General features: G+C 71.5%; 24 protein-coding genes. 19 read left to right on the forward strand and 5 right to left on the reverse strand.

Annotated features, from left to right (window positions below):
* The first annotated feature begins 136 nt into the window (after nucleotides 1-136).
* The gene (locus tag DA075_RS31080; protein WP_099957018.1) at nucleotides 137-1396 is read left to right on the forward strand and encodes a DUF2252 family protein; all 1260 of its coding nucleotides are present in this window, start codon (nucleotides 137-139) and stop codon (nucleotides 1394-1396) included.
* Nucleotides 1397-1425: 29 nt separating this feature from the next.
* Here the strand turns inward: DA075_RS31080 and DA075_RS31085 are convergent, their stop codons facing one another.
* A complete protein-coding gene (locus DA075_RS31085) occupies nucleotides 1426-2694 on the reverse strand; it encodes a serine hydrolase domain-containing protein (RefSeq protein ID WP_099957019.1) in 1269 nt (422 codons plus the stop codon).
* Between the two features lie 192 nt (nucleotides 2695-2886).
* Here DA075_RS31085 and DA075_RS31090 point away from each other — a divergent pair, with 192 nt between their 5' ends.
* Entirely contained in the window at nucleotides 2887-3381 is a 495-nt protein-coding gene (locus DA075_RS31090) for a DUF3429 domain-containing protein (RefSeq protein WP_099957547.1), read from the forward strand.
* Nucleotides 3382-3388: 7 nt separating this feature from the next.
* On the opposite strand, the gene DA075_RS31095 is transcribed toward DA075_RS31090, so the two are convergent.
* Entirely contained in the window at nucleotides 3389-4369 is a 981-nt protein-coding gene (locus tag DA075_RS31095) for a right-handed parallel beta-helix repeat-containing protein (RefSeq protein WP_164712572.1), read from the reverse strand.
* A gap of 101 nt (nucleotides 4370-4470) precedes the next feature.
* On the reverse strand, nucleotides 4471-4674 hold the full coding sequence (locus DA075_RS31100; protein WP_099957548.1) for a hypothetical protein: 204 nt from the start codon (nucleotides 4672-4674) through the stop codon (nucleotides 4471-4473).
* 190 nt (nucleotides 4675-4864) lie between these two features.
* On the opposite strand from DA075_RS31100, the gene DA075_RS31105 reads away from it, so the two are divergent.
* A complete protein-coding gene (locus DA075_RS31105) occupies nucleotides 4865-5959 on the forward strand; it encodes an adenylate/guanylate cyclase domain-containing protein (protein ID WP_099957021.1) in 1095 nt (364 codons plus the stop codon).
* Nucleotides 5960-5976: 17 nt separating this feature from the next.
* The gene (locus DA075_RS31110) at nucleotides 5977-7164 is read left to right on the forward strand and encodes an aminotransferase class V-fold PLP-dependent enzyme (RefSeq protein WP_099957022.1); all 1188 of its coding nucleotides are present in this window, start codon (nucleotides 5977-5979) and stop codon (nucleotides 7162-7164) included.
* Nucleotides 7165-7179: 15 nt separating this feature from the next.
* On the opposite strand, the gene DA075_RS31115 is transcribed toward DA075_RS31110, so the two are convergent.
* On the reverse strand, nucleotides 7180-7572 hold the full coding sequence (locus DA075_RS31115) for a hypothetical protein (RefSeq protein WP_099957023.1): 393 nt from the start codon (nucleotides 7570-7572) through the stop codon (nucleotides 7180-7182).
* 331 nt (nucleotides 7573-7903) lie between these two features.
* On the opposite strand from DA075_RS31115, the gene DA075_RS31120 reads away from it, so the two are divergent.
* From DA075_RS31120 to DA075_RS31175, 13 genes are all read left to right on the forward strand, one after another.
* On the forward strand, nucleotides 7904-8413 hold the full coding sequence (locus DA075_RS31120) for an RNA polymerase sigma factor (RefSeq protein ID WP_099957024.1): 510 nt from the start codon (nucleotides 7904-7906) through the stop codon (nucleotides 8411-8413).
* Between the two features lie 104 nt (nucleotides 8414-8517).
* Nucleotides 8518-9465, forward strand: a complete 948-nt coding sequence (locus tag DA075_RS31125) for a FecR family protein (RefSeq protein ID WP_099957549.1) — start codon at nucleotides 8518-8520, stop codon at nucleotides 9463-9465.
* A gap of 227 nt (nucleotides 9466-9692) precedes the next feature.
* Nucleotides 9693-12119, forward strand: coding sequence for a TonB-dependent receptor (locus DA075_RS31130; RefSeq protein ID WP_244936706.1), 2427 nt, complete (start codon nucleotides 9693-9695; stop codon nucleotides 12117-12119).
* A gap of 550 nt (nucleotides 12120-12669) precedes the next feature.
* The gene (locus DA075_RS31135) at nucleotides 12670-14439 is read left to right on the forward strand and encodes an IucA/IucC family protein (RefSeq protein ID WP_099957026.1); all 1770 of its coding nucleotides are present in this window, start codon (nucleotides 12670-12672) and stop codon (nucleotides 14437-14439) included.
* A complete protein-coding gene (locus tag DA075_RS37900; protein WP_244936693.1) occupies nucleotides 14423-16135 on the forward strand; it encodes an IucA/IucC family protein in 1713 nt (570 codons plus the stop codon). The genes DA075_RS31135 and DA075_RS37900 overlap by 17 nt, the downstream gene beginning before the upstream one ends.
* Nucleotides 16132-17397, forward strand: coding sequence for an AMP-binding protein (locus DA075_RS37905; RefSeq protein WP_164712573.1), 1266 nt, complete (start codon nucleotides 16132-16134; stop codon nucleotides 17395-17397). The genes DA075_RS37900 and DA075_RS37905 overlap by 4 nt, the downstream gene beginning before the upstream one ends.
* Nucleotides 17394-18716, forward strand: a complete 1323-nt coding sequence (locus DA075_RS31145) for a DUF6005 family protein (RefSeq protein WP_420813174.1) — start codon at nucleotides 17394-17396, stop codon at nucleotides 18714-18716. The genes DA075_RS37905 and DA075_RS31145 overlap by 4 nt, the downstream gene beginning before the upstream one ends.
* Nucleotides 18713-18991 carry a DUF2218 domain-containing protein gene (locus DA075_RS31150; RefSeq protein WP_099957027.1) on the forward strand — a complete coding sequence of 93 codons (279 nt, stop codon included), beginning with the start codon at nucleotides 18713-18715 and terminating at the stop codon, nucleotides 18989-18991. The genes DA075_RS31145 and DA075_RS31150 overlap by 4 nt, the downstream gene beginning before the upstream one ends.
* A gap of 5 nt (nucleotides 18992-18996) precedes the next feature.
* Nucleotides 18997-19521: a GNAT family N-acetyltransferase gene (locus tag DA075_RS31155; protein ID WP_232388720.1), complete on the forward strand. Its 525-nt coding sequence runs from the start codon at nucleotides 18997-18999 to the stop codon at nucleotides 19519-19521.
* Nucleotides 19522-19597: 76 nt separating this feature from the next.
* Nucleotides 19598-20518: a siderophore ABC transporter substrate-binding protein gene (locus DA075_RS31160; protein WP_244936694.1), complete on the forward strand. Its 921-nt coding sequence runs from the start codon at nucleotides 19598-19600 to the stop codon at nucleotides 20516-20518.
* Nucleotides 20519-20520: 2 nt separating this feature from the next.
* Complete coding sequence (locus DA075_RS31165; protein ID WP_099957029.1) at nucleotides 20521-21462, forward strand: ABC transporter permease; 942 nt, start codon at nucleotides 20521-20523, stop codon at nucleotides 21460-21462.
* Entirely contained in the window at nucleotides 21455-22420 is a 966-nt protein-coding gene (locus DA075_RS31170; protein WP_099957030.1) for an iron chelate uptake ABC transporter family permease subunit, read from the forward strand. Before DA075_RS31165 ends, DA075_RS31170 begins: the two co-directional genes overlap by 8 nt.
* Nucleotides 22417-23175 carry an iron ABC transporter ATP-binding protein gene (locus DA075_RS31175; RefSeq protein WP_099957031.1) on the forward strand — a complete coding sequence of 253 codons (759 nt, stop codon included), beginning with the start codon at nucleotides 22417-22419 and terminating at the stop codon, nucleotides 23173-23175. The genes DA075_RS31170 and DA075_RS31175 overlap by 4 nt, the downstream gene beginning before the upstream one ends.
* Before the next feature lie 149 nt (nucleotides 23176-23324).
* Here DA075_RS31175 and DA075_RS31180 read toward each other — a convergent pair whose 3' ends face one another.
* On the reverse strand, nucleotides 23325-23534 hold the full coding sequence (locus DA075_RS31180; RefSeq protein WP_099957032.1) for a hypothetical protein: 210 nt from the start codon (nucleotides 23532-23534) through the stop codon (nucleotides 23325-23327).
* Between the two features lie 308 nt (nucleotides 23535-23842).
* Here DA075_RS31180 and DA075_RS31185 point away from each other — a divergent pair, with 308 nt between their 5' ends.
* Together DA075_RS31185 and DA075_RS31190 are read left to right on the forward strand one after the other, a co-directional pair.
* Nucleotides 23843-24340, forward strand: a complete 498-nt coding sequence (locus DA075_RS31185; RefSeq protein WP_099957033.1) for a Ros/MucR family transcriptional regulator — start codon at nucleotides 23843-23845, stop codon at nucleotides 24338-24340.
* A gap of 319 nt (nucleotides 24341-24659) precedes the next feature.
* Nucleotides 24660-26243, forward strand: coding sequence for a gamma-glutamyltransferase (locus tag DA075_RS31190; RefSeq protein ID WP_210207089.1), 1584 nt, complete (start codon nucleotides 24660-24662; stop codon nucleotides 26241-26243).
* Nucleotides 26244-26408: the final 165 nt, after the last annotated feature.

A 26408-nucleotide genomic window follows, 5' to 3' on the forward strand; every position in this document is an offset into this window, starting at 1 on the left:
CGTAGCCCTCCGAGCACGTCCGAGCATCCCTCTTCATCCACACCAGAGACGAAACGACGCGCGTTGCCATCCTGTTCTCGTGCGTTGACGGGAGCGGCCAAGGTAGCGTGTCGGCCGTGCTCGCGTAGGTGATGGAATGCCCGAGACCCGTAGCTTCGGCCCGCAAGACCGTGCGGCCGTCCTGGAACGTCAGCGCACCCTGAAGATGGCACGATCGGCCCACGCCTACGTGCGCGGCAACACCCTGAAGTTCTACGAGTGGCTGGACGGGCTTCCCCGCGGCACCCTGCCGGAGGGGCCGCCGGTCTGGATCTGCGGCGATTGCCATCTCGGCAATCTCGGGCCGCTCGCCGATGCCGAGGGGCGGGTCGAGATCCAGATCCGCGACCTCGACCAGACGGTGATCGGCAACCCGACCCACGATCTCGTCCGCCTCGGCCTGTCGCTGGCGAGTGCAGCGCGCGGCTCGGACCTGCCCGGCGTCGTCACGGCCCGGATGCTGGAGGAGATGGTCCGCGGCTACGCGCAGGGACTCGGCGTGAACGGGGTCGGCGAACAGGGCGTCGACGAGACCCCGCCGGAGCCGGAGGTGGTCCGCACGGTGCGCCGCCGCGCCCTCGGCCGGCGCTGGAAGCAGCTCGCCCGCGAGCGCCTGAGGGATGTCGAGCCGCGGATCCCCCTCGGCCGCAAGTTCTGGGCCCTCGACGCGGCGGAGCGCGACGCCCTGCACGACCTGTTCGGGGAGGAAGCGGTGCGCCGCCTCGTTCTCGCCCTCGACGGGCGCGACGCGGCGGATCTTCGCCTGGTCGATGCGGCCTACTGGATGAAGGGCTGCAGCTCGCTCGGCTTCCTGCGCTACGCCGCTTTGGTGCGGATCGAGGAGCCGGAGGGCAAGGGAGACGGCAAGGGAGACGGTAAGGGAGAGGCGAAGCGGCAAGACAGGAGCCGGCTGGCCCTGGTCGACCTGAAGGAGGCGGTCGCGCCCGCGGCCCCCCCGGCGCCCGGTGTCCGGATGCCCGGGGACGCCGCCGAGCGCATCGTCGCCGGAGCGCGGGCGCTGTCGCCGAATCTCGGCGAGCGGATGCTGCCCGTGCATCTCCTCGGCAAGCCGGTGGTGATGCGCGAGCTCGCCCCACAGGACCTGAAGCTCGACGTCGACCAGTTCAGCCGCGAGGAGGCGGTTCGGGCCGCCCATTACCTCGCCTATGTGGTCGGCCGGGCGCATGGCCGGCAGATGGACGAGGCGGCCCGCCGGGAGTGGCGGGCGGAGGTGACGAGCGGCTGCGACGCGCAGGCCCCGTCCTGGCTGTGGTCGAGCGTGGTCGAGCTCGCCGGGCGCCACGAGGTCGGCTACCTGCAGCATTGCCGCCTCTACGCCGAGAGACGCGCCGCCTGAAGGCCGGCTCCCCGCCTGCCGTGAGGGCGCTACTGCACCAGCGCGCCGTAGAGGAGGTTCTTGAACAGGAAGCGGGTGTGCTGGCGCGTGCTCGGGCCGGCCGCCAGGAAGATCCCGACGATCCCCTCCTTGCGGTCGACCGTGAAGCTGGTGCCGCCTGCGCCCGCCCACATCGCGTCGCCCTTCGAGCCTGGGGCCCAGGCTCCGCCCTCGTCGAGGCGCACGCCCCAGCCGAGACCGAAGCCGTAGCCGGGCCCGGTGGTCGGGGTCGGCGCGCCTTCGAGGCCCTGGATGTGGTTCGACAGCATGAACTCGACCGATTCGCGCGACAGGATGCGTACGCCGTCCAGCTCGCCGCCATTCGCCACCATCTGGGCGAAGCGGAAGTAATCCTCGGCCGTGATGAGCGCGCCGGCCCCGCCATGGACGTAGCGCTTGCCCGGATCCTGCTCGCTGCGCGCGAGCTTCCACAGGTCGGTCTTGAGCGGATCGGAATCGTAGGCGTCGGCGAAGCGGGCGGCCTGGTCCGGCCGGAGCTGGAAGCTCGTCTGCGTCATGCGCAGGGGCCGGAAGAGCACCTCGTCGAGGACGCGGTCGAGGCGCTGGCCCGACACCTTCTCGACGACGAGACCGAGCACGTCGGTGGCCACCGAGTATTCCCAGCGCGTGCCCGGCTCGTAGGCGAGCGGGATCGCGGCGAGCCGCTTGACGAACTCGTCGTTCGAGAGGTCGCCGTTCAGGCTCTCGACGTCGGCTTTCTCGTAGGCCTCCCTCATCTCCGGGAAGGGCGCGGAGCCTCCGTAGGTGAAGCCCGCGGTGTGGCGAAACAGGTCCCAGACCAGGATCGGGCGCTTGGCCGGAACAGCGACGCGGCTCGTGCGCCCGCGCTCGTCGCGGACCTCCGCGTAGACCTTCATGTCCTTGAACTCGGGAAAATACTGCGCGAGCGGATCTCGCAGGCCGAGCCGGCCCTGCTCCATCAGCGCCATGGCGGCCACGGCGGTGAACGGCTTCGTCATCGAGAAGCCGCGAAACACCGCGTCGCGGGTCATCGGCTTCGTCTTCGCGGAATCGAGGAAGCCGTGGGCCTCGAAGTGGACGATCTTGCCGTTGCGGGCGATCAGCGTCACCGCGCCGGGCACCGTCCCCTTCTCGATCTCCCGGCTCATCGCCGGCGCGATGCGGGCCAGGCGCTCGGTCGAAAAGCCCTCCTGCACCGGCGGCCCGTCCGCGGCGAGCGAGGCGCCCGCCAAGAACGCACCCTTCAAGACCACACCCGTCACGACCACGGTCGCCATCGACCAAGACAGAGCGCGTTTCGCGGTCCGGCCCATCCCGTCCTCCCGATTTTTTGGCAGCATAGACCGTGGACGGCCGAGGGACCAGCAGCTGAGCCTGGACGACCCACGAGGACGATCGCATGCCCATCCTGTCTGTCGAACGGGGCGCGGTGCGACGTGACGAGAGCGACAGCGGGAGACGTGCAGACCATGCAGGACGACGTGACCGGCCGGACCCTCATGATCCACGAGCCTCGGGCGGTGCCGCGGCTCGGCGTCGCCCTGGGCTTCGGACCGATGCCGCCCTTCGTGGCCGGCTCGGCCGCGTCCTGGACGCTGGGGGGCGAGCCCGGCCAGGCGGCGGTCACGGTGACGCTGCTGTGGGGGTGCGCGATCCTGCTGTTCTTCTCCGGCGTCCGCCGCGGGGTCAGCTTCCGCACCGAGGGCGGCGCGACGGTGACGCAGATCGCCACCATGATGGGCTTGTTCGTTCTCGGCTTCGGGGCCCTGCTGGCGGTCGCCCTGGGCCGCGCCGCCTTCGCCGCCGCCCTCCTGATCGCCGGCTACAGCGCGGTCGCCGTGCTCGATCCCATCGCCGCCCGGCGCGGCGAGGCGCCTCTGTTCTTCGCGCGGCTGCGCCCGATCCAGATGCCGCTCGCGATCGTGAGCCTCGCGGCGATCCTGGTCCTGGTCGCGCGGGGGTGAGGCCGCGTCACTCGACCGTGTTGGGCGCCACGACGTTGCCGGTGCCGTTGTCGGCATTGTCGATGCTGCTGCCGAACGGGTAGCCGGCATCCTCGCCGCAGGTCAGCCGCCAGCCGTTGCGGGAATTCACCACGACCGGCGCGGCCTGGAAGAAGCCGCTGGTGCGGAAGGTGTTGCCGGTGATCACGTTGTCGGAGGGAGTCTGGTGGCGCACCGTGCCGCCCTCGCCGCAATTGCGGTAGAGGCGCACGCCGCCCTGGCCGCGCAGGGTGAAGCGGTTGCCGGTGATGCGGTTGCGGGCCGAGCCGTCCACCGCGATGGTCTCGCGTCCCGTCTCGGTCTCGAAGTCGTTGTCCTCGATGCGGTTCTCGGCGCTCTCGGCATCGAGGTAGAGCGCCGTCGAGACCGAGCGGCCGGCGAGCCGCGAGCCCCGCAAGGCGACCTGGGTGACGCCGGGGCCGAGATAGAGCGGGATCGGCCCGGCGGCGACGATGGTCGTGCCGGCGATCGTCACGTCGGTCGGCGCGGCGTCCTGGGCCCGCCCGGTGTGGCCGAGGCTGTGCGAGGAGTCGCGCAGGAGCGGGCCCTGCCCGTTCTCGCCCATGCCCCAGATCCGGACATGGCCGTAGATCGTGCAGTCGCGGATGCGGATGTCGGCCGGACGGTCCCATGTACCGCCCGGGCGGGCAGGAGGCCGGGAGCGGATCGCGATCGTGTAGGCGCCGAGATGCGCCGGCTCGCCCGCACGGCCGAGGGTGGCGCCGGCGCAGTCGAGCGTGAGGCCGGACGCCGCCGCGCCCTCGATCACGAGGCGCTTGAGTACCCGGTCGCCCGGCGACAGGCGCAGGGAGCAGGTGAGCCGAACGTCGTCGTCCTCCGCCGTCGGCGGCGCGAGGAGGCGCGCGCGGGTCCCCGCGTCGCAGGGCGCGGCGGCGGCGGGGCGCACCAGGGCGGGCGGGTCGGGCGGCGTCGGGAGCGTGAACGGCATCGAATCGCCCATCCCCGTCGGACGCTCATGCGGAAACGGGCGGGACGTCAGGCGTCCCGCCCGTTTCCGGACTCATGAGAGATGTGCGGCGGCGCCGGCGCTTACCAGCGCCCGCTGCCCGCGGAGTGCATGCTGCGCTCGACGGCGGCCAGCGCGCTGGCCTCGGCCTTCGCTTCCGTCGGATGCGGGCGGTCGGACCGCTCGACCAGCTTGCCGTTCCGGCGGATGGCCCACTGGAACTGGCCGGCCGGCTTCGTGATGGGGGAAACTTCGATGGTGTAGGGAGTGGAAGTGCTGTCTGCCATGACCCCCATATAAGGGCGGTGCGGGCACTTTTCCACCCCATCCCGGCCAACTGTCATCCCGGCCGGTTCCGTACCGGCCAAATGATGCGCGCGCGCCTTGCACGGCGCTATATCCTTGCACCGCCGCAAGGCGGGGAAGCGCAGGGCGAGACCTGCTATTCTCGGCTGAGCGAGGCGCGAGTGAGGAGCCATGACGTCGTCTTCACCCGTGACGCCCGCTGAGGCGTCGGCCCGGCCGCTGGGCCAGGGCGGGGCCGTGATTCCTTTCCGCGCCCGGTTCTGGATCGTGGCGCCGCTCATCGGGGCGCTGGCGGGCCTGCTCTACGGCCACGCCGTCGGCGTCGACCCGTTCGTCGCCGCGGTCCGGGGCGTCTTCATCGGCGCGCCGCTGATGCTCTACGAGCGCGGCCTCCTCCTCCGGCGCTGGCGCGAGGCGACGCGCCGGGCCGCGACCCCGGTCTTCGCGGTCGCGACGCTGGCGACCTACATCGCGATGATCGTCCTCGGCAACGCGGTCGCCGGCACGATCCTCCATCGCGGCTTCGGCGTCATGGCCGATGCCCGCAGCGCGATGATGATGTCGCAGACGGGCTTCGCCTACGCCCTTGGGATCTCGGCGCTCGCGACCTTCGTCTTCCGCGTCCGCGAGCTGATGGGACCGCGGGTCTTCGCGAGCCTGCTGGTCGGCCGCTATCACCGCCCGATCACCGAGGAGCGCATCTTCCTGTTCCTCGACGTGGCGGGCTCGACGCGCTTCGCCGAGGAGCACGGCGACCTCGCGGCCCAGAGCTGGCTCGGGGCGATCTTCGCATCCATCGCCCTGCCGGTGCACCGCGCCCGCGGCTCCATCGACGACTATGTCGGCGACATGGCCCTGGTGAGCTGGTCGATCGACCGCGGCACCCGGGACGCCGCCTGCCTGCGCTGCGTGTTCGATGTCGTCCGCACGATCGAGGCCGAATCCGAGCGCTGGGTCGCCCGGTTCGGCGCGATGCCGGCCTTCCGCGCCGCGCTCCATTGCGGCCCGGTGGTGACCGCCGAGATCGGCCTGGAGCGGCGCAAGATCGCGTATTTCGGCGACGCGCTGAACACGACGAGCCGGCTCGAAGGACTGGCCAAGGAACTCGACGTCCCGCTCATCGTCTCGGGCGACCTCCTCGACCGTCTCGGTCCCCTGCCCGGCGATCTCCGCGCGGCGGATCTCGGCCTGCGCCCGGTGCGCGGCCGCAAGGAGCCGTTGCGGATCGCGACGGTGCGGGAGACGGCTGCATCCCACGATCGGTAGCCTGCGAAGGATGGATCATGAGCCTCGACGTCGCCGCGCTCCGGTCGGACACTCCGGGGGTCGCGCACCGCGTCCACCTGAACAATGCCGGCGCCGGGCTGATGCCGCGGCCGGTGCTCGACGCGATGCTCGGCTATCTCACCCGCGAGGCCGAGATCGGCGGATACGAGGCGGCGGCTGAAGCGGCCGGAACGCTCGACGGCGTCTACGACAGCATCGCGCGCCTCCTCGGCGCAGAGCGGGACGAGATCGCCCTGACCGAGAACGCCACCATTGCCTGGCAGCTCGCCTTCTACGCCCTCGCCTTCCGCCCAGGCGACCGGATCCTCACGGCGCGGGCCGAGTACGCCGCCAACTACGTCGCCTTCCTCCAGGTGGCGCGGCGAACCGGCGCGGTCATCGAGGTCATTCCCGACGATCCCAATGGGGTGCTCGATCCGGAGGCTCTCGCGGCCATGATCGACGAGCGCGTGAAGCTGATCGCGATCACCTGGGTCCCGACGAATGGCGGCCTGCGCAACCCTGCCGCGGCGGTCGGCCGGATCGCGCGCGCCCATGGCGTGACCTACCTTCTCGATGCCTGCCAAGCGGTCGGGCAGATGCCGGCCCGGGTCGACGAACTCGGCTGCGACATCCTCTCGGCGACCGGCCGCAAGTTCCTCCGCGGTCCCCGCGGCACGGGATTCCTCTATGTCCGGCGCGACCTCCTGCGCGATCTGGAGCCGCCGATGATCGACCATTTCGCGGCGCCCTGGATCGCGCCGGACCGATACGAGTTGCGCCGGGACGCCCGCCGCTTCGAGACGTGGGAGAACAACTACGCGGCCCGGCTCGGGCTCGGCCGAGCGGTCGACTATGCCCTCGCCCTCGGTCTCGATGCGATCGAGACGCGCTGCCGCGCCCTCTCGGCCCGCCTGCGCGACGGTCTCCGCGGCGTTCCCAGCGTTGCCGTCCACGACCTCGGGCCCGATCCGGCCGCCATCGTCACGATCTCGGTCGGGGACCACGATCCGGACGCGGTGAAGGCGGATCTGGCCCGGTCCGGCTACAATGTCAGCGTATCCCGCCCCTCGAGCACCCTGCTCGACGCGCAGGCGAGGCGGCTTCCCGCCCTGCTGCGGGCTTCCCCGCACTATTACAACACGGAGGACGAGATCGACCGATTCGTCGCGGCGCTCGCCACGCTGCTCTCCGGGCGCGATTGAGTCGGAAGCGGGGGGTCAGGTTCGGCTTTGGCGCTCGGCGGACGCCACCACGGCCATCGCCAGCGTGACGGCAGCCGCATCCTCGGCGAATCCCCGGGCGCGTCCGGCGGAGGTGCGGGATTCCGCGCCGCGCGCGGCCCGGCCGAGGAGCGTGCCGGCGACGGCGCCGATGGCGAGCCGTGCCGCGAAGGACGGGGGGATGCGCCGGTCTGGCGCGAACGGCATCTTGTCGCCGGCGATCTCGGCCAGGGCGGCCGCGGTGGCGAGGCCCCGGGCGCCGGGGCCGGAGGGGATGAACGCGCCGCGGGTCCGATGCTCCGCCGCGGCGAAAGCCAGCGCGGCGCAGGCCGTCATGCTGCGCAGGCCCGCCACGAACCCGATGCCGAACGAGCCGCCGTCATCCCGCATGATGCCGCCCTCTTGCCCTGATGCGAGGGACAAGGCGCGGGCGCCGCGGCACGTTCCTGCCAGAGGCCGGAGGGTCCTGGCCCGCCGATCGTTGCAATCCTGCACCATGACGGGGATTTTCATGCCCCGGTGCGCATCGGGAAGGCCGGCGAGGCAGGCATGGTCGCCAATTATTTCCGCCAGACACACAACGGCTTGCGCCGGCGCACCCCGCCTAGTTTAGAACTAGACGTACTACGATGAAGATCTCGCGTTGCGACAAGCGCTTGTGCAAGCGTATCCAAGATGGTTGATTGATCAAGGGCAGTTTAGATCAGTTCGGAGTTGGGGCATGCCGGCAGTCTCGATCGATGCTCTGCATCGGGACGACGGGGTGAGGCTGCGGCGCTTCCTGACGCGCCGGCTCGGCAACCCGACGGATGCGGCCGACGCGCATCAGGAAACCTATCTCCTGATGCTGGCGGCGCTCACCCGGACGCAGATCGAGCAGCCCTCCGCCTTCCTGTTCCAGATCGCCAGCAACGTGGCGCGCCGGATGCGCAACCGGCAGCGGCTGGAAGGCCGGATCTTCCAGCCCGTCAGCGACGAGGATTGGGCCGGCCTCGCCGACGGGCATGCCAGGCCGGAGCAGCAGGCGATGGCCCGCCAGGACCTTCGGCGGCTCGCCGCCGCCATCGACGACTTGCCGCCGCGCTGCCGTGAGGCCTTCCTGCTCGCGCGCATCGAGGGATTGCCGAACGGCGAGGTCGCGGCACGGCTCGGCATCAGCCGGAACATGGTCGAGAAGCACCTGATCAAGGCGCTGCTGCATTGCCGCCGCCGCTGCGGCGATCTTTTCTAAGCAGCGGAGGTCAGGAGTCCGGCGTCTCGTCGATCATACGGGACAGGGCTTGCATCCCCGGACCGTCCGGGCTTGGGTAAGGCCCCGTGAGGGTACCCTTGGCCATCGACCAGACCGACGCGCGGGACCGGGACGACGATTCCGACGAGGATCCGATCGACGAGGCGGCGGCCGGCTGGGTCGTGCGCCTCGCCTCCTCCGACGCGACCGCGGCCGACCGGGCGGCATTCGACGTCTGGCTCGCGGCCGGTCCGGCCCATGCGGCGGCCTATGCCGAGATGGACGCCCTGTGGCGCCAGCTCGGCCATCTGCCCGACCGGGCGCCCCCTCCCGCCAAGCGCCGGAGCCGGACGGGACCGGCCTGCCTCGCCGCGGCTGTCGTGCTGGGCTCGTTCCTGGCCTCCCAGGCGGGCCTCGTCGACTGGCTGCGCTCCGACCTCTGGAGCGGGGTCGGCGACATCACGCACGCGACCCTGCCCGACGGCAGTCGCGTCGACCTGAATACCGGCACCGCGCTTGCCCTGCACTTCTCCGGGACCGAGCGCCGGATCGCCTTGCTGCGCGGCGAAGCCGTGTTCGACGTGGCCCGCGATCCCGGCCGGCCCTTCGTCGTCGAGGGCGGCGGGCTCCGCGTCCGGGCCGTGGGCACGGTCTTCTACGTCCGCGCCGACGGCGCCGGGCAACCGGTCGGCGTCGCCGAGGGCAGGGTCGAGGTCACGGCAGCAGGCCGGCCTCTCGCCGTTTCGGCCGGCGAAGCGTTTCGCGAGGGCCCCGCACATGCCGTCGTCAAGGCGGATGTCGCCCGGGCGATGGCGTGGCGCGACGGGCGCCTGATCGTCTCCGGCGAGCGCCTGTCCGACGTGCTGGCCGAGCTCGCGCGCTATCGCCGCGGGCGCATCCTCCTGCTCGACCGCCGAGCCGGCGAGCGGCGAGTCACCGGTGCCTTCGATCCGCGCCACACGGACGAGGCGCTCGACGCCCTCGCCGCCAGCCTGTCCCTCCGCGTCGCCCGGCTCACCCCCCTGCTGGTCCTGGTCGGCTCCCCGCTCTGAAAAAAATTTCAGGAGATCGTGCGGTCCGACGTCAGGAGATCGCGGCCCCGTTGATCTCAAGCCGGTAAGGGGCTGAGGGCGCGTGGCAGTGCCGCCCCTTCGCAAGACGGACGGGGTGGTCGGACATGGTGGCGCGCAGGCGTGGGGTTGGGTGCGGACGGTTGGCCGGGATGGCGCTCGCCGGCGTGTCGCTGCTGGCGCTGGTGCCGGCGGCGCACGGTCAGACGATGTCGCGCGCGGCGTCCGGGGTGACCGAGGCCGCCGACGATGCCGTCGCCCTGTCGATCCCGAACGGACCACTCGAACCAGCGCTCGTCCGTTTCACCGAGCAGGCCAAGGTCAAGCTGGTCTACGGGACCGACCTGACGCAGTCCCTGACGACGACCGGCATCGAGGGCACGTTCCAGCCCCTCGACGCCCTGGGCAAGCTCCTCGACGGGACCGGCCTGAGCTATCGCCGGGTGAGCCCGTCCACCCTCACCCTGGTCAATCCGCGTTACGCCCAGCTCGGGGGCAAGCCGGAGGCGACCGTGCCCCTCGACGAGATCGTCGTCGAGGGCCGCCGCGCCCCCGGCCCCGCCGCGGGCCTGCCGCCGCCGACCGGGACGGTGGGACAGCCCCCCGTACCGTACGCCGGCGGCCAGGTCGCCACCGGCGCCCGGATCGGCCTCCTCGGCAACCGCTCCGTGCTGACGACGCCGTTCAACGTCACCGGCTACACCGAGAAGCTGATCGCCGACCAGCAGGCGCGGTCCCTCGCCGACGTGGTGCTGAACGACTCGTCGGTGCGCAACGACGCGCCGCCCTTCAGCGAGCGCGACTCGTTCTTCATCCGCGGCTTCTCGGTCGTGAACCTCGATGTCGGGTTCGACGGCCTGTTCTATCTCGCCAACCCGCGGCGGGTGTTCACGGAGGGCATCGAGCGGGTCGAGATCCTGAAAGGCCCGTCGGCCTTCCTCAACGGCGGCACCGGCCGCGTCGGCGGCACGATCAACCTGATCCCGAAGCGCGCCTATGACGAGCCGCTGACGCGGCTCACCACCACGTATCTGAGCGACTCGCAGGTCTGGACCCACGCCGATCTCGGCCGCCGCTTCGGCCCCTCGAAGGAATGGGGCGTTCGCACCAACCTCTCCTACCGCAACGGCGATACGCCGCTCGACAAGAACGCCATCGAGGTCGGCGTCGCGACCCTCGGCCTCGATTATCGCGGCGAGCGCCTGCGCGCCTCGCTCGATCTTGTCCACAACACCCAGAACATCACCGCGCCGACCTCGCTGTTCAACTCGGTCGCCCCGACCATCCCGGTGCCGCGGGCGCCGAACAACCGCCTCAACACCGCCAGCTCGCTCGAATATATCGACACCCGCCAGAACATGGCGGCGGGCCGGGTCGAGTACGACATCCTGCCCGACACGACGCTCTACGCGGCCGGCGGCGTGAGCCGCTACAACGAGGACTTCCTGACCTCGTTCTATCGGGTGACGAGCCTGACCGGCCAGGCGACCAACACCCTGTCGATCCAGCCCCAGGAAATCGAGGGTCTCACCGGTGAGGTCGGCCTGCGCACCAAGTTCCAGACCGGCCTGCTCGGCCATACCCTGACCGTCTCGGCGGTCGAGGCGAACAACCGGAACTACCGTGGCGGCTTCCTCACGCCGACCCTGCCGGTCTTCCAGACCAACATCTACGATCCGGTCCACTTGGCGCGCGGCTCGGTCAACACCGCCCTGCTGCCGCGCTCCAACAACCGGCCCCTGTTCACGGAGCTGAGCGCCCGCAGCGTCGGCATCGCCGACACCCTGTCGCTGGGCGAGGACCGCTTTCTCCTGACCCTGGGCGGGCGGTTCCAGGAGATCGACCAGCAGAGCTACGTCACCACCCCCGGACGGACCCTCGGCAACCTGGCCTCGAACTACCAGCGCGGCCGGTTCAGCCCGGCGCTCGCGGCGGTGTTCCGCCCGACCGACAACCTGTCCTTCTACGGCAACTACATCGAGGCGCTGGAGCCGACGCAGATCGCGCCGATCGCGGCGATCAACGCCAACGAGGTCTTCGCGCCCGCGGTCAGCCGGCAGCAGGAGATCGGCGCCAAGTACGATTTCGGCACCGTCGCGGTCTCGGCGTCGCTGTTCGAGATCGAGCAGCCCAACGCCTTCACCGACCCCGCCACGCGGCGGTTCTCGGTCAGCGGCCTTCAGCGCAACCGCGGCGCCGAGCTGTCGGTATTCGGCGAGCCGGTGCCGGGGGTGAGGCTCGTCGGCGGCGTCACCTTTCTCGACGGGCGGCTGGTCAACACCGCCGGCCGCCAGTTCGACGGCAAGGTCGCCCCCGGCGTGCCGGACGTGGCGTTCAACCTCTATGGCGAGGTCGACCTGCCGCCGTGGCTCGCCCCCGGCCTGACCCTCACCGGCCGCGCCATCTACACCAGCGGCCAGTTCTACAACCAGGCCAACACGCAGCGCGTGCCCGACTGGACGCGGTTCGATGCCGGCCTGCGCTACACCTTCGAGGGCGCGTCCGGAAAGCCCGTGACGGTCCGGGCCATCGTCGAGAACGTGTTCGACAATTCCTACTGGGCCTCGGCCGCCCGCGGCTTCCTGGCCGTCGGCGCGCCGCGCACGGTCATCGTCTCGGCGACGATGGATTTCTGAGGGCCGAGAGAGGAGCAGGATGTGACCCCGTCCCGCTCCCCGTCCGCGGCAAGGCTGTCCGGCGAAAGAAGGAGCGCGGAATCTCTCCTCTCTCCGCCCGCGGGGAGAGGCGGATACCCGCGCCTTGTTCTGTCCCCGGACAACACTGCCGCCCGGGGGGAGACGACATTCTTCCGCTCTCGCTGGATGTCCGCGCCATTTCTGCCGTCCGGGCTGATCGATGTCGCTCAGCCCGCCACGGCCTATGCGACGCGCCAGGCGAAGCAAGTGTATCTCACGGCAGGTAGTGCGCTATGATCCTGATGATCATTAGAAATATCGCATATATGTTTTCATAATAGTTCAAATCTACGCATCTCTGCACGAGAGATCGGCATAATTTCTTGACTCGTGCCTGATGCGCAGGCGATAGACCCGATCGTGGCGCGGGCCCGAAACGATCCCCCCGCGGTCCTGCGGCGGCCCCGCCGATCGCCGGGTGATGGCCGGGCGACGACGCCTCGCCGACGCGCGAAGTCCCCACCGGAGGCCAGAACGAGGTTTGGTCGTCATGCCGCAACCGTCTGAAGCCGTCGCCGAGGCGGCGGCGTTCCGCAGCTTCGCCAACGGCTACCTGCGCGAGATCGATCCCGGCATCCCGGTGCGCCACGCCCTGGCCGACGGGCCGCCCGCGCGTTGCGTGGAGTGGAACCTGCGCGGTCCGCGCGTCGCGATCCGGGCCGAGATCGTGGCGCCCTCGCTCTGCGGCGCGCAAGGCTTCGGCCGGCTCTGGACCCGCCACCTGTACGAGCCGCGCTGGCGCCCGGTCGCGCCGATGCGGGCGCTCCAGGACCTGCTCGGCGAGGCCTATGCGCGCTGCGACGATCAGGGCGACACGGCCCGCGGGCGGGAGCTGGAGCTGCTGGGGCGGGTGCTCGACAGCTACCGCGAGACTGCCCGCCAGCTCGACCTCGCCGCGCCGGCCCCCGGCGCGGGGACGGACTTCATCGAGGCCGAGCGGGCGCTCGTCTTCGGCCATTGGCTGCACCCGACGCCGAAGAGCCGGCAGGGCCTGACCCCGTGGCAGGCGCGCGTTTACGCGCCCGAGGAGGACGGGACGTTCCGCCTCGCGGTCTTCGCCGCCGATGCCGCCCGGGTGCGGCACGATTCGGCGATCGCCCGCTCCGCCCCGGAGATCGCCCGGGACCTCCTCGGCCCGGATGCCACGGGCCTGAATTTGCTGCCCGGCGAGATCGCCCTGCCGATGCATCCGCTCCAGGCCGAGGCGCTGCTGCTCACGCCCTCCATCGCCGCGATGGTGGAGGCGGGGACATTGAGGCCGCTCGGCGCCTTCGGCCCGCTCTTCACCGCGACCTCGTCGCTGCGCACCGTCTACGCACCGGACAGCGCCTGGATGGCGAAGTTCTCGCTCCCCGTCACCCTGACCAACTCGCTGCGGGTGAACCGGAGGCCAGAGCTGGAGGCCGGGGTCGCGGTGGCGCGGCTGCTGGCGCGCAGCGGCGGTGCCGGGCATCCCGCCTTCCGGATCATCGCCGATCCGGCCTGGCTGACGCTGGACTGCCCCGGCCAGCCGGAGAGCGGCTTCGAGACGGTGTTTCGCGAGAACCCGTTCCGCGGCGGGGCGGAGCGCGGCATCGCGACCGTCGCAGCCCTGACCGCCGAGCCGGTGCCGGGCCGTCCCTCGCGGCTCGAAGCCCTGCTGCGCCGGGTCGGCGGCACCGACCTCGCCCATGCCGGCCGGACCTGGTTCAGCCTCTACCTCGACTGCATGCTGGAGCCGGTCGTCGCCCTCTATGACCGGCACGGCATCGCGCTCGAGGCGCACCAGCAGAATGCGCTCGTCGACGTCGCCGAGGGCTGGCCGCGCCGCGGCTTCTACCGCGACAACCAGGGCTTCTACCTGTCGGAGGCCGCCCGGCCGCGGATCCAGCGCCTGGTGCCCGAGACCGGCACCATCGCGTCGCTCTACTACGACGACGGCGAGATCCGCCGCCGCCTCGCCTATTATCTGATCGTGAACCAGGTCTTCTCCGTGGTGGCCCGGATGGGCCATGACGGGATCGTCCGGGAGGAGGTGCTCCTCGACGACCTCGCCCGCCGGTTGGAGACGATCGCGCGGCGGATGACGGGTCTGGGGAGGGCCTTCGCCCGCTCGGTCCTCGACGGTCCGACGCTCTGCACCAAGGCCAACCTGCGCGTGCGCCTGGCCGACCGCGACGAGCTGGCCTCGGCCGACGGCGCCGGCACCTATATCGACATGCCGAACCCGCTCCGGCGGCAGGCTCACCGGAGCGCCTCCGGCCGTGTCCTGGCATCCTGACATGGCGGAGCCGCCGGCAACCCGTGTCCTGCGGCAGCTCGCGGAAGCGGTGCTGTTCGAGGGGCTGGCCGAGATCGAGGCCGCGCCCGGCGATCACCGGCTGTCCTGGCGGCTCGGCGGGCGGCGCTTTCGCGCCGTCGGCACGCGCGGACCCTTCGGGCGTCCCCGCCTCTCCGCACCGGTGGAGATGGCGACGGAGGGCGGGTGGCACGAAGCCCGGCTCGCCGATCTGGTCGACGCCCTGCCGGCCGCTCCGGAGCACCGGGAGCGTCTGGGGGTGGAGCTTCGGCAGACGGTCGCGCTCTGCCGCTGGAATGCCGGGACCCTGCCCGCGCCGGAGCGCCGCGCGCTGCCCTTCCACGTGCTCGACGCCGCCCTCTGGGAGGGTCACCCCTACCACCCCTGCTTCAAGACCCGCACCGGCTTCACCCTCGACGACCATGCCGAATACGGGCCGGAAGCCGCGCGGGCCTTCCGCCTCGACTGGCTCGCCCTGCCGCGGGACGGGGTCGCCGCCTCGCTGCCGTGCGCCGAGGACGCGTTCTGGCGCGCCACGCTCGGATCGGACTGGGACGGGCTGCTGGAGCGCCTGCGCGAGGCCGGCCATTCCCCCGCCTCGCACGCGGTGATCCCGGTCCATCCCTGGCAGATGCGCCACCTCGCGGAGATGGAGCCGTGGCGCTCCCGGCTGGCGGATGGCATCGCCGTCGTGCTCGGGCCGGCCGGGCCGCCCTACCGGGCGAGCCAGTCCCTGCGCACGCTGCACGATGGCGACGACCCGAGCGCCCCGAGCGTGAAGCTCGCCCTGAGCGTCGTCAGCACGTCGAGCCTGCGGATCCTCGATCCCGCCTTCGTCCTGACCGCGCCGGCGCTCTCGGGCTGGATCGCCGCGATCGTCGCCGGCGACCCGTTCCTCGCCCGGATGGCGGTCCTGCGCGAATACGCCGCCATGATCGCCGACCGGGATGGACGGCTCGCCGCGATCTGGCGCGAGAGCCCGGCCCTGGCGCCCGGCGAGGCGGCGGTGCCGTTCAACGCGCTCTACGCGTGCGAGCCGGACGGACGCAGCTTCGTGGCGCCGTGGCTGGCGCGGTACGGCCTCGCGTCCTGGCTCGACCGGCTGGTGGAGGTCGCGGTGCTGCCGATCTGGCACCTCCTGGTGGCGCATGGCGTCGCCCTGGAGGCGCATGGCCAGAACATGATCCTGGTGCACCGCGACGGCTGGCCCGAGCGGGTGATCGTTCGCGATTTCCACGAGAGCGCCGAATACGCGCCGGACTTCCTCCGCGAAGTGCCGCCCGTGCCGGATCTCGGTGCCATCGACCCCGCTCATGCCGGGCCGCCGGACGACCGCTTCCACGCCATGCGGGCGGCCTCGACCCTCGCCGAGCTGGTGACCGACAGCCTGTTCGTCTTCAACCTGAGCGAGGTCACCCACCTCCTGGCCCGCCGGCACGGGCTCGACGAATCCGGGTTCTGGGACGGGCTCGGCCGGCGCCTGCGCCGCCACGCGGCCGAGCACCGGCTGACGGACCGGCTCGCCCGGCTGGGCGTGGAGGCGCCCCGCCTGCGGGTCGAGGCGCTGCTCGCCCGCAAGCTCGGCCTGGCGGAGGCGCGCTTCGGCCACCTCGTCCCGAACGCTCTCTTCCCCTCTCCCCTTGCCCTCTCCCTTGCCCTCCTGCGGACAGGCTCATGATCGAGATCGACGGACGCATTCTCGCGGCGGACGAGATGGAGGCCGCCCTCGCCCACGTCACCGAGCGCGCCCGCCTGCGCAGCGGCAGCGGCGAGCGCGTCGCCGCGCGTTTTCGCGACACCGCGTCGAGCCTCGCCTTCATCCTGGCCGCCCGCCGGGTGGGCGCGACGCTGCTGCCGATCCATCCGGGCCTGCCGGATGACGGCGCGCGCCGGCTCGCCGCCCGCGCCGGCTGCCACCGGATCTTCCTCGACGACCTCGACGGGGAGTTTCTGGAGGACGCCCCGCCCCCGGAACCCGGTGAGGGCCACCTGCTCCAGATGAGCTCCGGCACGACCGGCGAGCCGAAATGCATCGCCCGCCCCTGGAGCGTGGTGGCGCGCGAGATCGAGAGCTACGTCGCGGCCTTCACCCGGCCGGAGGGAATGACGCCCGTCATCGCCTGCCCGATCACCCATTCCTACGGGCTGATCTGCGGCCTCCTCGTGGGCCTGCGGCGCGGCCGGGCGCCGGTGGTGCTCGACACCGGCAATCCCAAGTACCTGCTGCGCCGGCTGCGCGAGGCCGAGCGCCCGCTGCTCTACACCGCGCCCGCGATGCTGCACACGCTCGCCCGGCTGATGCCGGAGGGCGAGCGCATCCATGCGGCGATGACCTCCGGCACGCTTTTGCCCGCGCCCTGGTTCTCCGCCATCCGGGCCCGGGTGGAGCACCTCTTCCAGCAATACGGCTGCTCGGAGACCGGCTGCATCGCGGTGAATCCCGACCTGCGGCGGGCCGACGCGATCGGGTACCCCCTGCCGCATCACCGCGTCACCGCGGGCACGGGTGCCGAGGCGCCGGCGGAGATCGTGGTCGAGGACGGGGGCGGCACGGTGCGCACCGGCGATCTCGGCTACCGGATGCCCGACGGCATGCTGGTCTTCGTGGCGCGGCAGAGCGACACGATCAACGTCTCGGGCCTCAACGTCTATCCGGGCGAGGTAGAGGACGTGGTCATGGCGATGCCGGGCATCACCGATGCGGTGGCTTTCGCCCGGGCCGACGCCTTCGCGGGCGAGCGGGTGACGCTCCTGTTCAGCGCCGAGGCGCCGGTGCCGCCCCGCGCGCTCCAGGACTGGTGCCGCCGCTACCTCGCCGGCCACCAGGTCCCGGTCGAGGCTTTGCAGGTCGCCGCCATTCCGCGCCAGGCGAACGGCAAGATCTCCCGCCGCGAGGCCGCGGCGCGCTACCGCAACGGCGCCCTGGAGGCCGCGCGATGAGCGTGGCCCTGACCCGGGACGACGCCGTCGCGGCCGTCGAGACGATCCTGCGCGAGGAGATGCACCATCCGCATCTCGACCTGTTCGGGCCGCAGGCGCGGCTCAACGAGGATCTCTACCTCGACTCGGTGCAGGTGCTGCAGCTCATCCTGTCGCTGGAGATGAATCTCGGTCTCTCGATCCCCGAGGAATCGATCGCCCGGCAGGACCTGTCCACGGTGGCCGACCTCGCCGGGCTGCTCGCCCGCGAGCCGGCCGCGCTCCCTGCCGCACCGGATATGCCGCCGGAGGGCGTCCACGGCCCGCTGACCTACGACCTGAAGATCCACTGCTTCGTCAGCTGCGTCTGTGACGGGCTGAAGGCGCGGGGGATCGACCACCGCCCGTTCTACGGCCTGATTTGGGACGCCGAATTCGCCATCACCGACGAGTTCCGCCTCGCCTACCACTCGGACGCCCAGGACCACGAGACGTTTCGCTACTGGTTCGAGCGGCTCTACGGCGTGCCGCTCCACGCCTGGTACGACCCCTCGCGGAGCAAGGACGCGAACGTCGCGACCCTGCTCGACCTCCTGGCGCGCCGCCGCCCGGAGGAATGCGTGATGGTGATGCTGGACATGTTCCACCTGCCGGAGCGGGAGAACAAGTTCAACCAGAACCCCTTCCCGCATTACCTGCTGGTGAGCCTCACCGACGATCCCGAGACCTGGCAGGTGCGCGATCCCGATTTCCGCTGGGAGGGCAGGATCGCGCGGGACCGGATGCTGAACGCCATCCGCCAGCCGACCGTTGCGGGCGGCTACGTCTTCGATCCCGCCTGCGCCCGCCCGCCGGCGGATGCCGATCTCGCGGCCTTCTTCGAGGCCTGCTTCATCCTTGAGGCCAACCCGCTGATCGATGCGGTCCGGGCCATCGTGGCGGCCCACGCCGAGGGGCGGGCTGGGCTCCATCTCGCCTCCGTCGGCGAGGCACTGCGGGAATTGCCGGTCATCACCATCCGCAAATGGGCCTACGAGCACGGCTTCGCCTTCTTCTGGCGCGCCCTGCACTGGCCCGATTCCGAGTTCCAGCGAACGTGCGACGAGATCGAGGCCCTGGTGAATGGCCTCACCACCCTGCACTACGCCGTCCTCAAGCTCGCCCGGTCGGCCGACCCGGCGCAAGTCGCCGCGATCATGGCCCGGCTCGACGGTCTCGACGCGGCCGAGTTCGCGCTCAAGCGCCGGCTCGCCGCGGCCTTGTCGGCCTGGCGCGCCTCGCGCCCGGAGCCGGCGCGTCTCCCGGATCACCGCCCCGTCGAGGAAGGATGCCTCCCATGATCCAGTCCCGCGCCGTCGTCGGCACGGCCCATGCGAGCCGCTACCTGCAGCAGCTCGCCAAGCACTGGTCGCACCGGTTCGAGACCGAGTTCGACACCGAGAAGGCCCGGATCGCCCTGCCGCTGGGCGAAGCGCGGCTCGCCGCCAGCCCCGAGGCCCTGACGATCGACCTCTCCGTGGCCGATCCCGCCTCGCTGCCGGACTTCCACGCCGTGATCGTGCGCCACCTCGAGCGGTTCGCCTTCCGCGAGACGCTGCAAATCGACTGGGCGTGACCGGCATGGAAACGATCGTGGAGGCGACCTTGGACGTGACCGTGCGGGCGATGCGCGAGGCCGACGCGGCGGACCTCTTCGAGCTCTACAACCAGCCCGCCTTCCGCTTCGGGACGCTGGCCCTCCCTTACGAATCCTTCGAGGCGGTGAAGGCCTGGGCGACGCCGCGCTCGCCGCGGGACCTGCATCTCGTCGCGGAGGCCGAGGGCCGGGTGGTCGGCGCCGCGGCGTTGCGGCCGTTCTACGGCCGGCGCGCCCATGCGGCGGAGTTCTGGCTCGGCGTGAACGAAGGGCTTTCGGGGCGCGGCATCGGCTCGCGGTTGCTGGCCGCGATCATCGACACCGCCGACAACTGGCTCAACGTCAACCGGATCGAGATGACGGTGTTCGTCGACAACACCCGGGCGATCGCATTGTATGAGCGGTTCGGGTTCGAGATCGAGGGCACCCACCGCGCCGCGAGCTTCCGGAACGGGGCGTTCGTGGACGTGCACTGCATGGCGCGGCTGCGTCCGGGCGGCGTGAGGTGAGGGGCCTTCGTCGCCGGTCCGGCCGGACTCGCGACGACGGCCTGACTGCCAACAGATCCACGAGAGGAAACCCATCTTGCCGTCGCTCAAGACGATCCGGTGCCGAATCGCGGCCCTCCTCCTGACGCTATTATGCACCGGCCCCGCTGCGGCCGAGATCCCCGTGCAGCACACCCGCGGCCAGACGATCCTGCCGGCGACGCCCAAGAAGGTCGTCGTGTTCGATCTCGCCGCCCTCGACACCCTCGATGCCCTCGGCATCCCGGTCTTCGGCGTGCCGGCAGGGGCGAAGCCGCAATCCCTCGTGCAGTACAACGAGCCCCGCTTCCGCCGGATGGGCACGCTGTGGGAGCCCGACTACGAGGCGATCGACGCGGCCGAGCCCGACCTGATCGTCGTCGGAGGCCGCTCGGGGCCGCGCTACGAGGCGCTGGCGAAGATGGCGCCGACGATCGACCTGTCCGGCGACGACGCCGACCCGCTCGGCAGCGAATTGCGCAACATCCGGACGCTCGCCCGCCTGTTCGGCAAGGAGGCGGAGGCCGAGGCGCGCATCGCCCGGATCCAGGCCGGCATCGCGTCCATCCATGAGAAGGCCGGGCAGGCCGGCACCGCCCTGTTCGTCCTCTCGACCGGGGGACGCCTGAGCGCCTTCGGGCCGGGCTCGCGCTTCGGCCTCGTCCACGGCGCCCTCGGCTTCCGGCCGGCCTCGACCGATCTCGGGGCCGGCATCCACGGCCAGCCGATCTCGTTCGAGTTCATCGCCAAGACCGACCCGGATTGGCTGTTCGTGCTCGACCGTGACGCCGCGATCGGCGTGCGCGGCCAGCCGGCGCGCCAGCTCCTCGACAACGAGCTCGTCCGGCAGACGAAGGCCTGGCGCAAAGGACAGGTGGTCTATGTCGAAGCCGGCAGCTGGTACCTCGCCGCCGGAGGCCTGAGGGCGCTCCAGGCCACGGTCGACCAGATCGCCGCCGCCCTGGGCGGCCGACGCTGAGAATGACCCTGCCTCTCCTTCAGAGATTTCTCCCCGCTTGCCTCGTCCTCCTGGTCCTCGCCGCCGCCAGCCTCCTCGTCGGTGTCGGCGATGCGGGCGGATCCGAGATCCTGCTGGCGAGCCGGGTGCCGCGCACCCTCGCGCTGATCCTCGCCGGCGCCGGCATGGCGGTGGCGGGGGTTATCATGCAGCTCGTGGCGCAGAACCGCTTCGTCGAGCCCTCCACCGCCGGCACGGCCGAAGCGGCGACGCTCGGCATGCTGCTCGTCACGCTGCTCGCCCCCGACGCGCCGGTGGCGGTGAAGATGCTGGCGGCGACCGCGACGGCGCTCGCCGGCACCGCCCTGTTCCTGCGGGTCCTGCGCGCCATGCCGCTGCGTGCCCGCCTGACGGTGCCGCTCGTCGGGATCATGCTGGGCGGCGTGGTCGGGGCGGCCTCGACCCTCATCGCCTACCGCACCGACATGCTGCAATTCCTCGGCACCTGGCAGGCGGGCGATTTCTCGACCGTCCTGCGCGGGCGTTACGAGCTGCTCTGGCTCGCCGCCATCCTGACCCTCGTCGCCTACGCGCTGGCCGACCGCATCACCATCGCCGGCCTCGGCCGCGACGCCGCGATCAATCTCGGGCTCGATCACCGCCGCGTCGTCGCAGGCGCCATCGCCATCGTGGCGATGATCACCGCGGTGACCATCGCCACGGTCGGGGCGATCCCGTTCCTCGGCCTCGTCGTGCCGAACCTCGTCGCGACGGTGGCGGGCGACAACCTGCGCCGCTCCCTGCCGCTCGTGGCGGTCTCCGGCGCCGGGCTGCTGCTCGTCTGCGACGTGCTCGGGCGGGTGATCCGCTATCCCTACGAGATCCCGGTCGGCACGGTGATGGGCGTCGTCGGCAGCGCCCTCTTCCTCGTGCTCCTGCTGCGCCGGGACGCCCGCCATGCATGACGGGCTCGCGCGGCCGCGCCTCCGCCCGGGCCACGTGCTGCTGCTGCTCGCGCTCGCCGCCCTGGGGCTCGCCGTCGCCTTCATGACGGTCGGCGCCAACGGCCGCTGGAGCTTCGTGCTGCCGTTCCGCGGCACCAAGCTCGCCTCGCTGCTCCTCGTCGCCTGCGCCGTCGCCACCGCGACCGTGCTGTTCCAGACCGTGTCCGGCAACCGCATCCTGACCCCGGCGATCATGGGCTTCGACGAGCTCTACCGCCTGATCCAGACCGGCACCGTGGTGGCGGCCGGGACGGGCGGCCTCGGCGACCCGCGGCTGCGCTTCCTCGCCGAGACCGGCGCGATGGTGCTGTTCGCGCTCCTGCTGTACCGCTGGCTCCTGAGCCGCGACGAGCGCGGCCTGCATCTCCTGCTGCTCGTCGGCGTGGTCTGCGGCGTGCTCTTCCGCAGCCTGTCGCAATTCCTGCAACGGATGCTCGACCCGAACCAGTTCGTCGTCCTGCAATCGAGCTTCTTCGCCAACTTCAACACCGTCCATCCGGAATTGCTGGCGCTCGCCGCCCTCGGCCTGGTGGCGGCCGGGCTCGGGGTCTGGCGGCTGACGGGCCGGCTCGACGTGCTGCTGCTCGGCCGGGACGAGGCCATCGCGCTCGGGGTCGACCACCGGCGGACGCTGACCCTGGTGCTGGTCCTCGTCGCGGTTCTGGTCTCGGTCTCGACGGCGCTCGTCGGGCCGGTGACCTTCCTCGGCCTCCTCGTCGCCAACCTCGCCTACCGGGTGATGCCGAGCTACCGCCACGCCGTCGTGCTGCCGGCCGCCGCGCTGATCGCGGCGATCACGCTCGTCGGCGGCCAGCTCGTCCTGGAGCGGGTCTTCTCGCTCAACGCCGCCCTGTCGATCGTGATCGAGTTCCTGGGCGGCCTCACCCTCCTGCTCCTCCTCGCGAGACGCGCCCGATGATCGAGACGCACGACCTCACGCGCCGCTACGGCGACACCGTGGTGGTGGACGGCGTCTCGTTGCGCCTGCCGGAGCGCGCCTTCGTCTCGGTGATCGGGGCGAACGGCGCCGGCAAGTCGAGCGTCCTGTCGATGGTCAGCCGGCTCCTGCCCCCGAGCGCCGGCCGTGCCCTCGTCGACGGGCTCGACGTCGGCACGACCCCCGGCGATGTCCTGGCCAAGCGGCTCGGCATCCTGCGCCAGGAGCACGGCGTCACGGCGCGGGTGACGATCCGCGACCTCGTCGCCTTCGGGCGCTACCCGCATTCGAAGGGCCGGCTGACCCCAGCAGACCGCGCCCACATCGCCGATGCGCTCGCCTTCCTCGATCTCGATCCCCTGGCCGACCGCTTCCTCGACGAGGTCTCGGGCGGGCAGCGCCAGCGCGCCTACATCGCCATGGTGCTGGCCCAGGACACCGACTGCATCCTGCTCGACGAGCCCCTGAACAACCTCGACATGCGCCACGCCGCCGCGATGATGAGCCTGCTGCGCCGGGCCGTCGACGAGCGCGGCCGCACGATCGTGGCGGTGCTCCACGACATCAACTTCGCCTCCTGCTACTCGGACTGCATCGTGGCGATGCGCGACGGCAAGGTGGTGGCGATGGGCCCGCCCGAGGAGATCGTGACGCCCGAGGTGCTGCGCGCGGTCTACGGGATCGACGTCGAGGTGGTGACGGTGAAGGGGTACAGGACCGTGTTCTTCTACCGCTGACCCGTTCCCCCGCGGGATAGCCGGGGAGACGGCAGAGGTTACGCGCCTCTCCCCGTCTCGATCGGACCTGACGCCGCCGGAGCCGCCGGGCGCTTCCGGAGGCGTGGCGGGCTCGTCGTCGATCCGTCGAGCCGCCCCCCTCGGAGGGTTCAGGCCGTCGCCCGCCCGCGTCCGGCGGCGCGCCCGCGCTCGGCGGAATCACATGGCGTCGCCGCCGCCAGGGCGACCCGGTCCGGCACGTCCTCCTCCGAGCCCCACCAGACCGTCTCGCCGCTCGCCAACCGGGCGTAGCGGGCCTGACCGCGAATTCCGACCTCGACCACCCGCCCGAGGCGCCCCGACTTCCGTCCGACATCCATGGCTGCTGCTCCCGCACCGCCTCCGTCAGCGAACGCCGCTCGCGGCCCCGGGTTCGAGCGGGGCCGTGACGCGCCGATGCGAGTCCTGCGCCGGCTGGCACACCGGGTCGGGCCGCGCGGCCGTCTTGATACCGTCATTCCTGATATCCCGCCGCCGATCGACCCGGTGGTGCGCGTCCGTTCGCAATCTTGATCGGCGCTAATTCCACCCGCCCGGCAATTTTATATGCTGATTGTTCAATCTTGCCGATTGACCCTGGAACGGCCGACCTCCATCACGAGAGAGGTTAGTTATCTGGAAGAAAAAAATGGACGACGCGGCCACCCACACCTCTCCGTTGATCGAGCTGACGAGCGATATCGTCGGCGCCTACGTGTCGAATAATAATGTTCGGACCGCAGATCTTCCCGGCCTGATTGCATCGATACACGCAACGCTGGTCGGCCTCGGCCAGTCGGCGACCGAGCCGGAGGAGGACCACAAGGTCACCGCCGCCCAGATCCGGAAATCCGTGACGCCGGATCACATCACGAGCTTCCTCGACGGCAAGCCCTACAAGAGCCTGAAGCGCCACCTCACGACGCGCGGCTACACGCCGGACGAGTACCGGCAGAAGTTCGGCCTGCCCTTCGATTACCCCATGGTCGCGGCCAGCTACGCCGCCCAGCGCTCCGAGCTCGCCAAGAGCCTCGGCCTCGGCCAGATCCGGCGCGACCGCGCGGCGGCGCGAAAGGCGCAGGCCGAGCCCGCCGCACCGGCGCGCCGTGGCCGCCCGCGGAAGTCCGGGGCTCCCACCGAAGGGTGAGGATGCCCGCGACACCGTGACGGCCCGGCAGGGCCGGCATGCGGCGTCGCCTCGGAATCGATCGTCCCGAGGTCCGGCTTGCGGCTGCGGCGGACCGGGCGCCATCGCAGGTCCTACCGGACGCTCTCGTGTCACCTGACCTGCGGCCTCGGGACGAGGCCGCATGTGGGATGCCGCACATCCGCCGAGCCGATACCGGCGCGTCGCCTGATCCGCCCCTGCCCGGCGCTCGATCGGCCCTTGGCGCGCCGCCTGCGACCGGTCATCCTCGGTCGATGCGACAGGCTGCGGGAATGACGGATCTCGGGAGGACATGAGGATGCCGGCTCAGGACACCACGCCCTATCGGACGCAACACTGGTCGGTGACGAAGCCGGTCGCGTCGGGTCGGGACGGCATCGTGGTGGCACAGAACCGCGAGGCCGCCGAGGCCGGGGCGGCGATCCTGGCGGCGGGCGGCAACGCCGCCGATGCGGCTGTCGCCACCGCCTTCGCGCTGGCCGCGGTCGAGCCCTGGAACAGCGGACTCGGCGGCATCGGCTTCGCGCTGGTGCTGCCGCCCGGCGCCGAGCGGGCGACCGTCGTCGATTTCGGGCCCGTGTCGAGCCGCAACATACGGGCCTCCGACTATCCCCTCACAGGCCGGGAGAAGCGCGACCTGTTCACCTGGCCGGAGGTGGCGGAGGACCGCAACGTCCACGGGCCGCTCTCGTTCTGCATCCCCTCGGCGGTGGCAGGCTATGCCACGCTGCACGAGGCGTTCGGGACCGGCCGGCCGGTCGCGGACCTGCTCGCCCCGGCGCTCGCGCTGGCGCGCCGGGGCCTCGCCCTGGACTGGTACACCACCCTGAAGATCGCCACCTCGGCCTCGGTGCTGCGGCTCTACGAGGAGAGCGCGCGGATCTACCTGCCGGACGGGCTGCCGCCGGTTCCGCCCTACCAGGGCACGCCCGGCTTCCGGCCGCTCGGATGCCTGCCCGAGACGCTGGAGCGGCTGGCGCAAGCCGGCCTGCGCGACTTCTACGAGGGCGGGATCGCCCGCGACCTCGTCGCCGACATCGCGGCCCTCGGCGGCGTCATCGACGGGCAGGATCTGGCCTCCTGCCGCGCGGTGCTGCGCGACGCGCCCACGATCGCCTGGCGCGACGACCACCTCGTCCATACGGCGGGCGGTCTCACCGCGGCGCCGACCCTCGCCGAGGTCGTGGCCGGCATGGCGGACGCGAACCGGGCCGCCGCTCCGGACGCTGCCTGGTTCGCCGCGCTCTCGACCGTGATGCGGGAGGCCTATGCCAGGCGCCTCGCGGGCCTGGGCGCCGCCCGGGAGCCGGCCGAGACCTGCACGACGCATCTCACCGTCGTCGACCGGGACGGGATGCTGGTGTCGATGACGACGACGCTGCTCTCCTCGATGGGCAGCCGGGTCGTGCTGCCGACGACCGGCGTGCTGATGAACAACGGCGTGATGTGGTTCGATCCGCGCCCCGGCAGCGCCAACCCGATCGCCCCCGGCGCACGCCCGCTCTGCAACATGTGCCCGGTCATCGTGACGCCGCGCACCGGCGACGGCCCCCGCATCGCCGCGGGGTCCTCCGGCGGACGGCGCATCCTGGCGAGCGTCTACCAGACCCTCGCCTTCCTCATCGATTTCGGGATGGATCCGCAGGCGGCGGCCCACGCGCCGCGCATCGACGTCTCGGGTCCGGACGGAACGAGCGCGGATGCCCGGCTCCCGCCAGAGGTGCGTGACGCGCTCGCCGCGTCGGGCCCGCTCGCGGTGGTGGAGCACGGCGTCCTGCCGATCAACTTCGCCTGCCCGAACTTCGTGCGGGTGGCGGGCGGCGAGGCCGCAGGGTGCAGCGACGCTGCCTCGCCGTGGTCGGCCGCCGTGGCGGCGGGGTAGAGTTCCGATCGATCCAACCGCCTGCGGTCGCGTCGGTTCAACCGGATCGGTTCGAAGCGGGCTGGTGATACGATTTCCGTACGATCCGTCCGGAAATCGTATCACCAGCCCGCGACGGCGGAGCTGCGCTCCGCACGCTTGAGCGAAGCCGATCTCCGCATCGCG

Origin of the sequence: Methylobacterium currus, from assembly GCF_003058325.1 — a bacterium.
GTDB lineage: Bacteria > Pseudomonadota > Alphaproteobacteria > Rhizobiales > Beijerinckiaceae > Methylobacterium > Methylobacterium currus.

Coding starts and splice junctions, on each gene's coding strand:
- DA075_RS31080 (WP_099957018.1), top strand. CDS start 137: ATGCCCGAGACCCGTAGCTTCGGCCCGCAAGACCGTGCGGCCGTCCTG.
- DA075_RS31085 (WP_099957019.1), bottom strand. CDS start 2,694: ATGGCGACCGTGGTCGTGACGGGTGTGGTCTTGAAGGGTGCGTTCTTG.
- DA075_RS31090 (WP_099957547.1), top strand. CDS start 2,887: ATGCAGGACGACGTGACCGGCCGGACCCTCATGATCCACGAGCCTCGG.
- DA075_RS31095 (WP_164712572.1), bottom strand. CDS start 4,369: ATGCCGTTCACGCTCCCGACGCCGCCCGACCCGCCCGCCCTGGTGCGC.
- DA075_RS31100 (WP_099957548.1), bottom strand. CDS start 4,674: ATGGCAGACAGCACTTCCACTCCCTACACCATCGAAGTTTCCCCCATC.
- DA075_RS31105 (WP_099957021.1), top strand. CDS start 4,865: ATGACGTCGTCTTCACCCGTGACGCCCGCTGAGGCGTCGGCCCGGCCG.
- DA075_RS31110 (WP_099957022.1), top strand. CDS start 5,977: ATGAGCCTCGACGTCGCCGCGCTCCGGTCGGACACTCCGGGGGTCGCG.
- DA075_RS31115 (WP_099957023.1), bottom strand. CDS start 7,572: ATGCGGGATGACGGCGGCTCGTTCGGCATCGGGTTCGTGGCGGGCCTG.
- DA075_RS31120 (WP_099957024.1), top strand. CDS start 7,904: ATGCCGGCAGTCTCGATCGATGCTCTGCATCGGGACGACGGGGTGAGG.
- DA075_RS31130 (WP_244936706.1), top strand. CDS start 9,693: ATGTCGCGCGCGGCGTCCGGGGTGACCGAGGCCGCCGACGATGCCGTC.
- DA075_RS31135 (WP_099957026.1), top strand. CDS start 12,670: ATGCCGCAACCGTCTGAAGCCGTCGCCGAGGCGGCGGCGTTCCGCAGC.
- DA075_RS37905 (WP_164712573.1), top strand. CDS start 16,132: ATGATCGAGATCGACGGACGCATTCTCGCGGCGGACGAGATGGAGGCC.
- DA075_RS31145 (WP_420813174.1), top strand. CDS start 17,394: ATGAGCGTGGCCCTGACCCGGGACGACGCCGTCGCGGCCGTCGAGACG.
- DA075_RS31150 (WP_099957027.1), top strand. CDS start 18,713: ATGATCCAGTCCCGCGCCGTCGTCGGCACGGCCCATGCGAGCCGCTAC.
- DA075_RS31155 (WP_232388720.1), top strand. CDS start 18,997: ATGGAAACGATCGTGGAGGCGACCTTGGACGTGACCGTGCGGGCGATG.
- DA075_RS31165 (WP_099957029.1), top strand. CDS start 20,521: ATGACCCTGCCTCTCCTTCAGAGATTTCTCCCCGCTTGCCTCGTCCTC.
- DA075_RS31170 (WP_099957030.1), top strand. CDS start 21,455: ATGCATGACGGGCTCGCGCGGCCGCGCCTCCGCCCGGGCCACGTGCTG.
- DA075_RS31175 (WP_099957031.1), top strand. CDS start 22,417: ATGATCGAGACGCACGACCTCACGCGCCGCTACGGCGACACCGTGGTG.
- DA075_RS31180 (WP_099957032.1), bottom strand. CDS start 23,534: ATGGATGTCGGACGGAAGTCGGGGCGCCTCGGGCGGGTGGTCGAGGTC.
- DA075_RS31185 (WP_099957033.1), top strand. CDS start 23,843: ATGGACGACGCGGCCACCCACACCTCTCCGTTGATCGAGCTGACGAGC.
- DA075_RS31190 (WP_210207089.1), top strand. CDS start 24,660: ATGCCGGCTCAGGACACCACGCCCTATCGGACGCAACACTGGTCGGTG.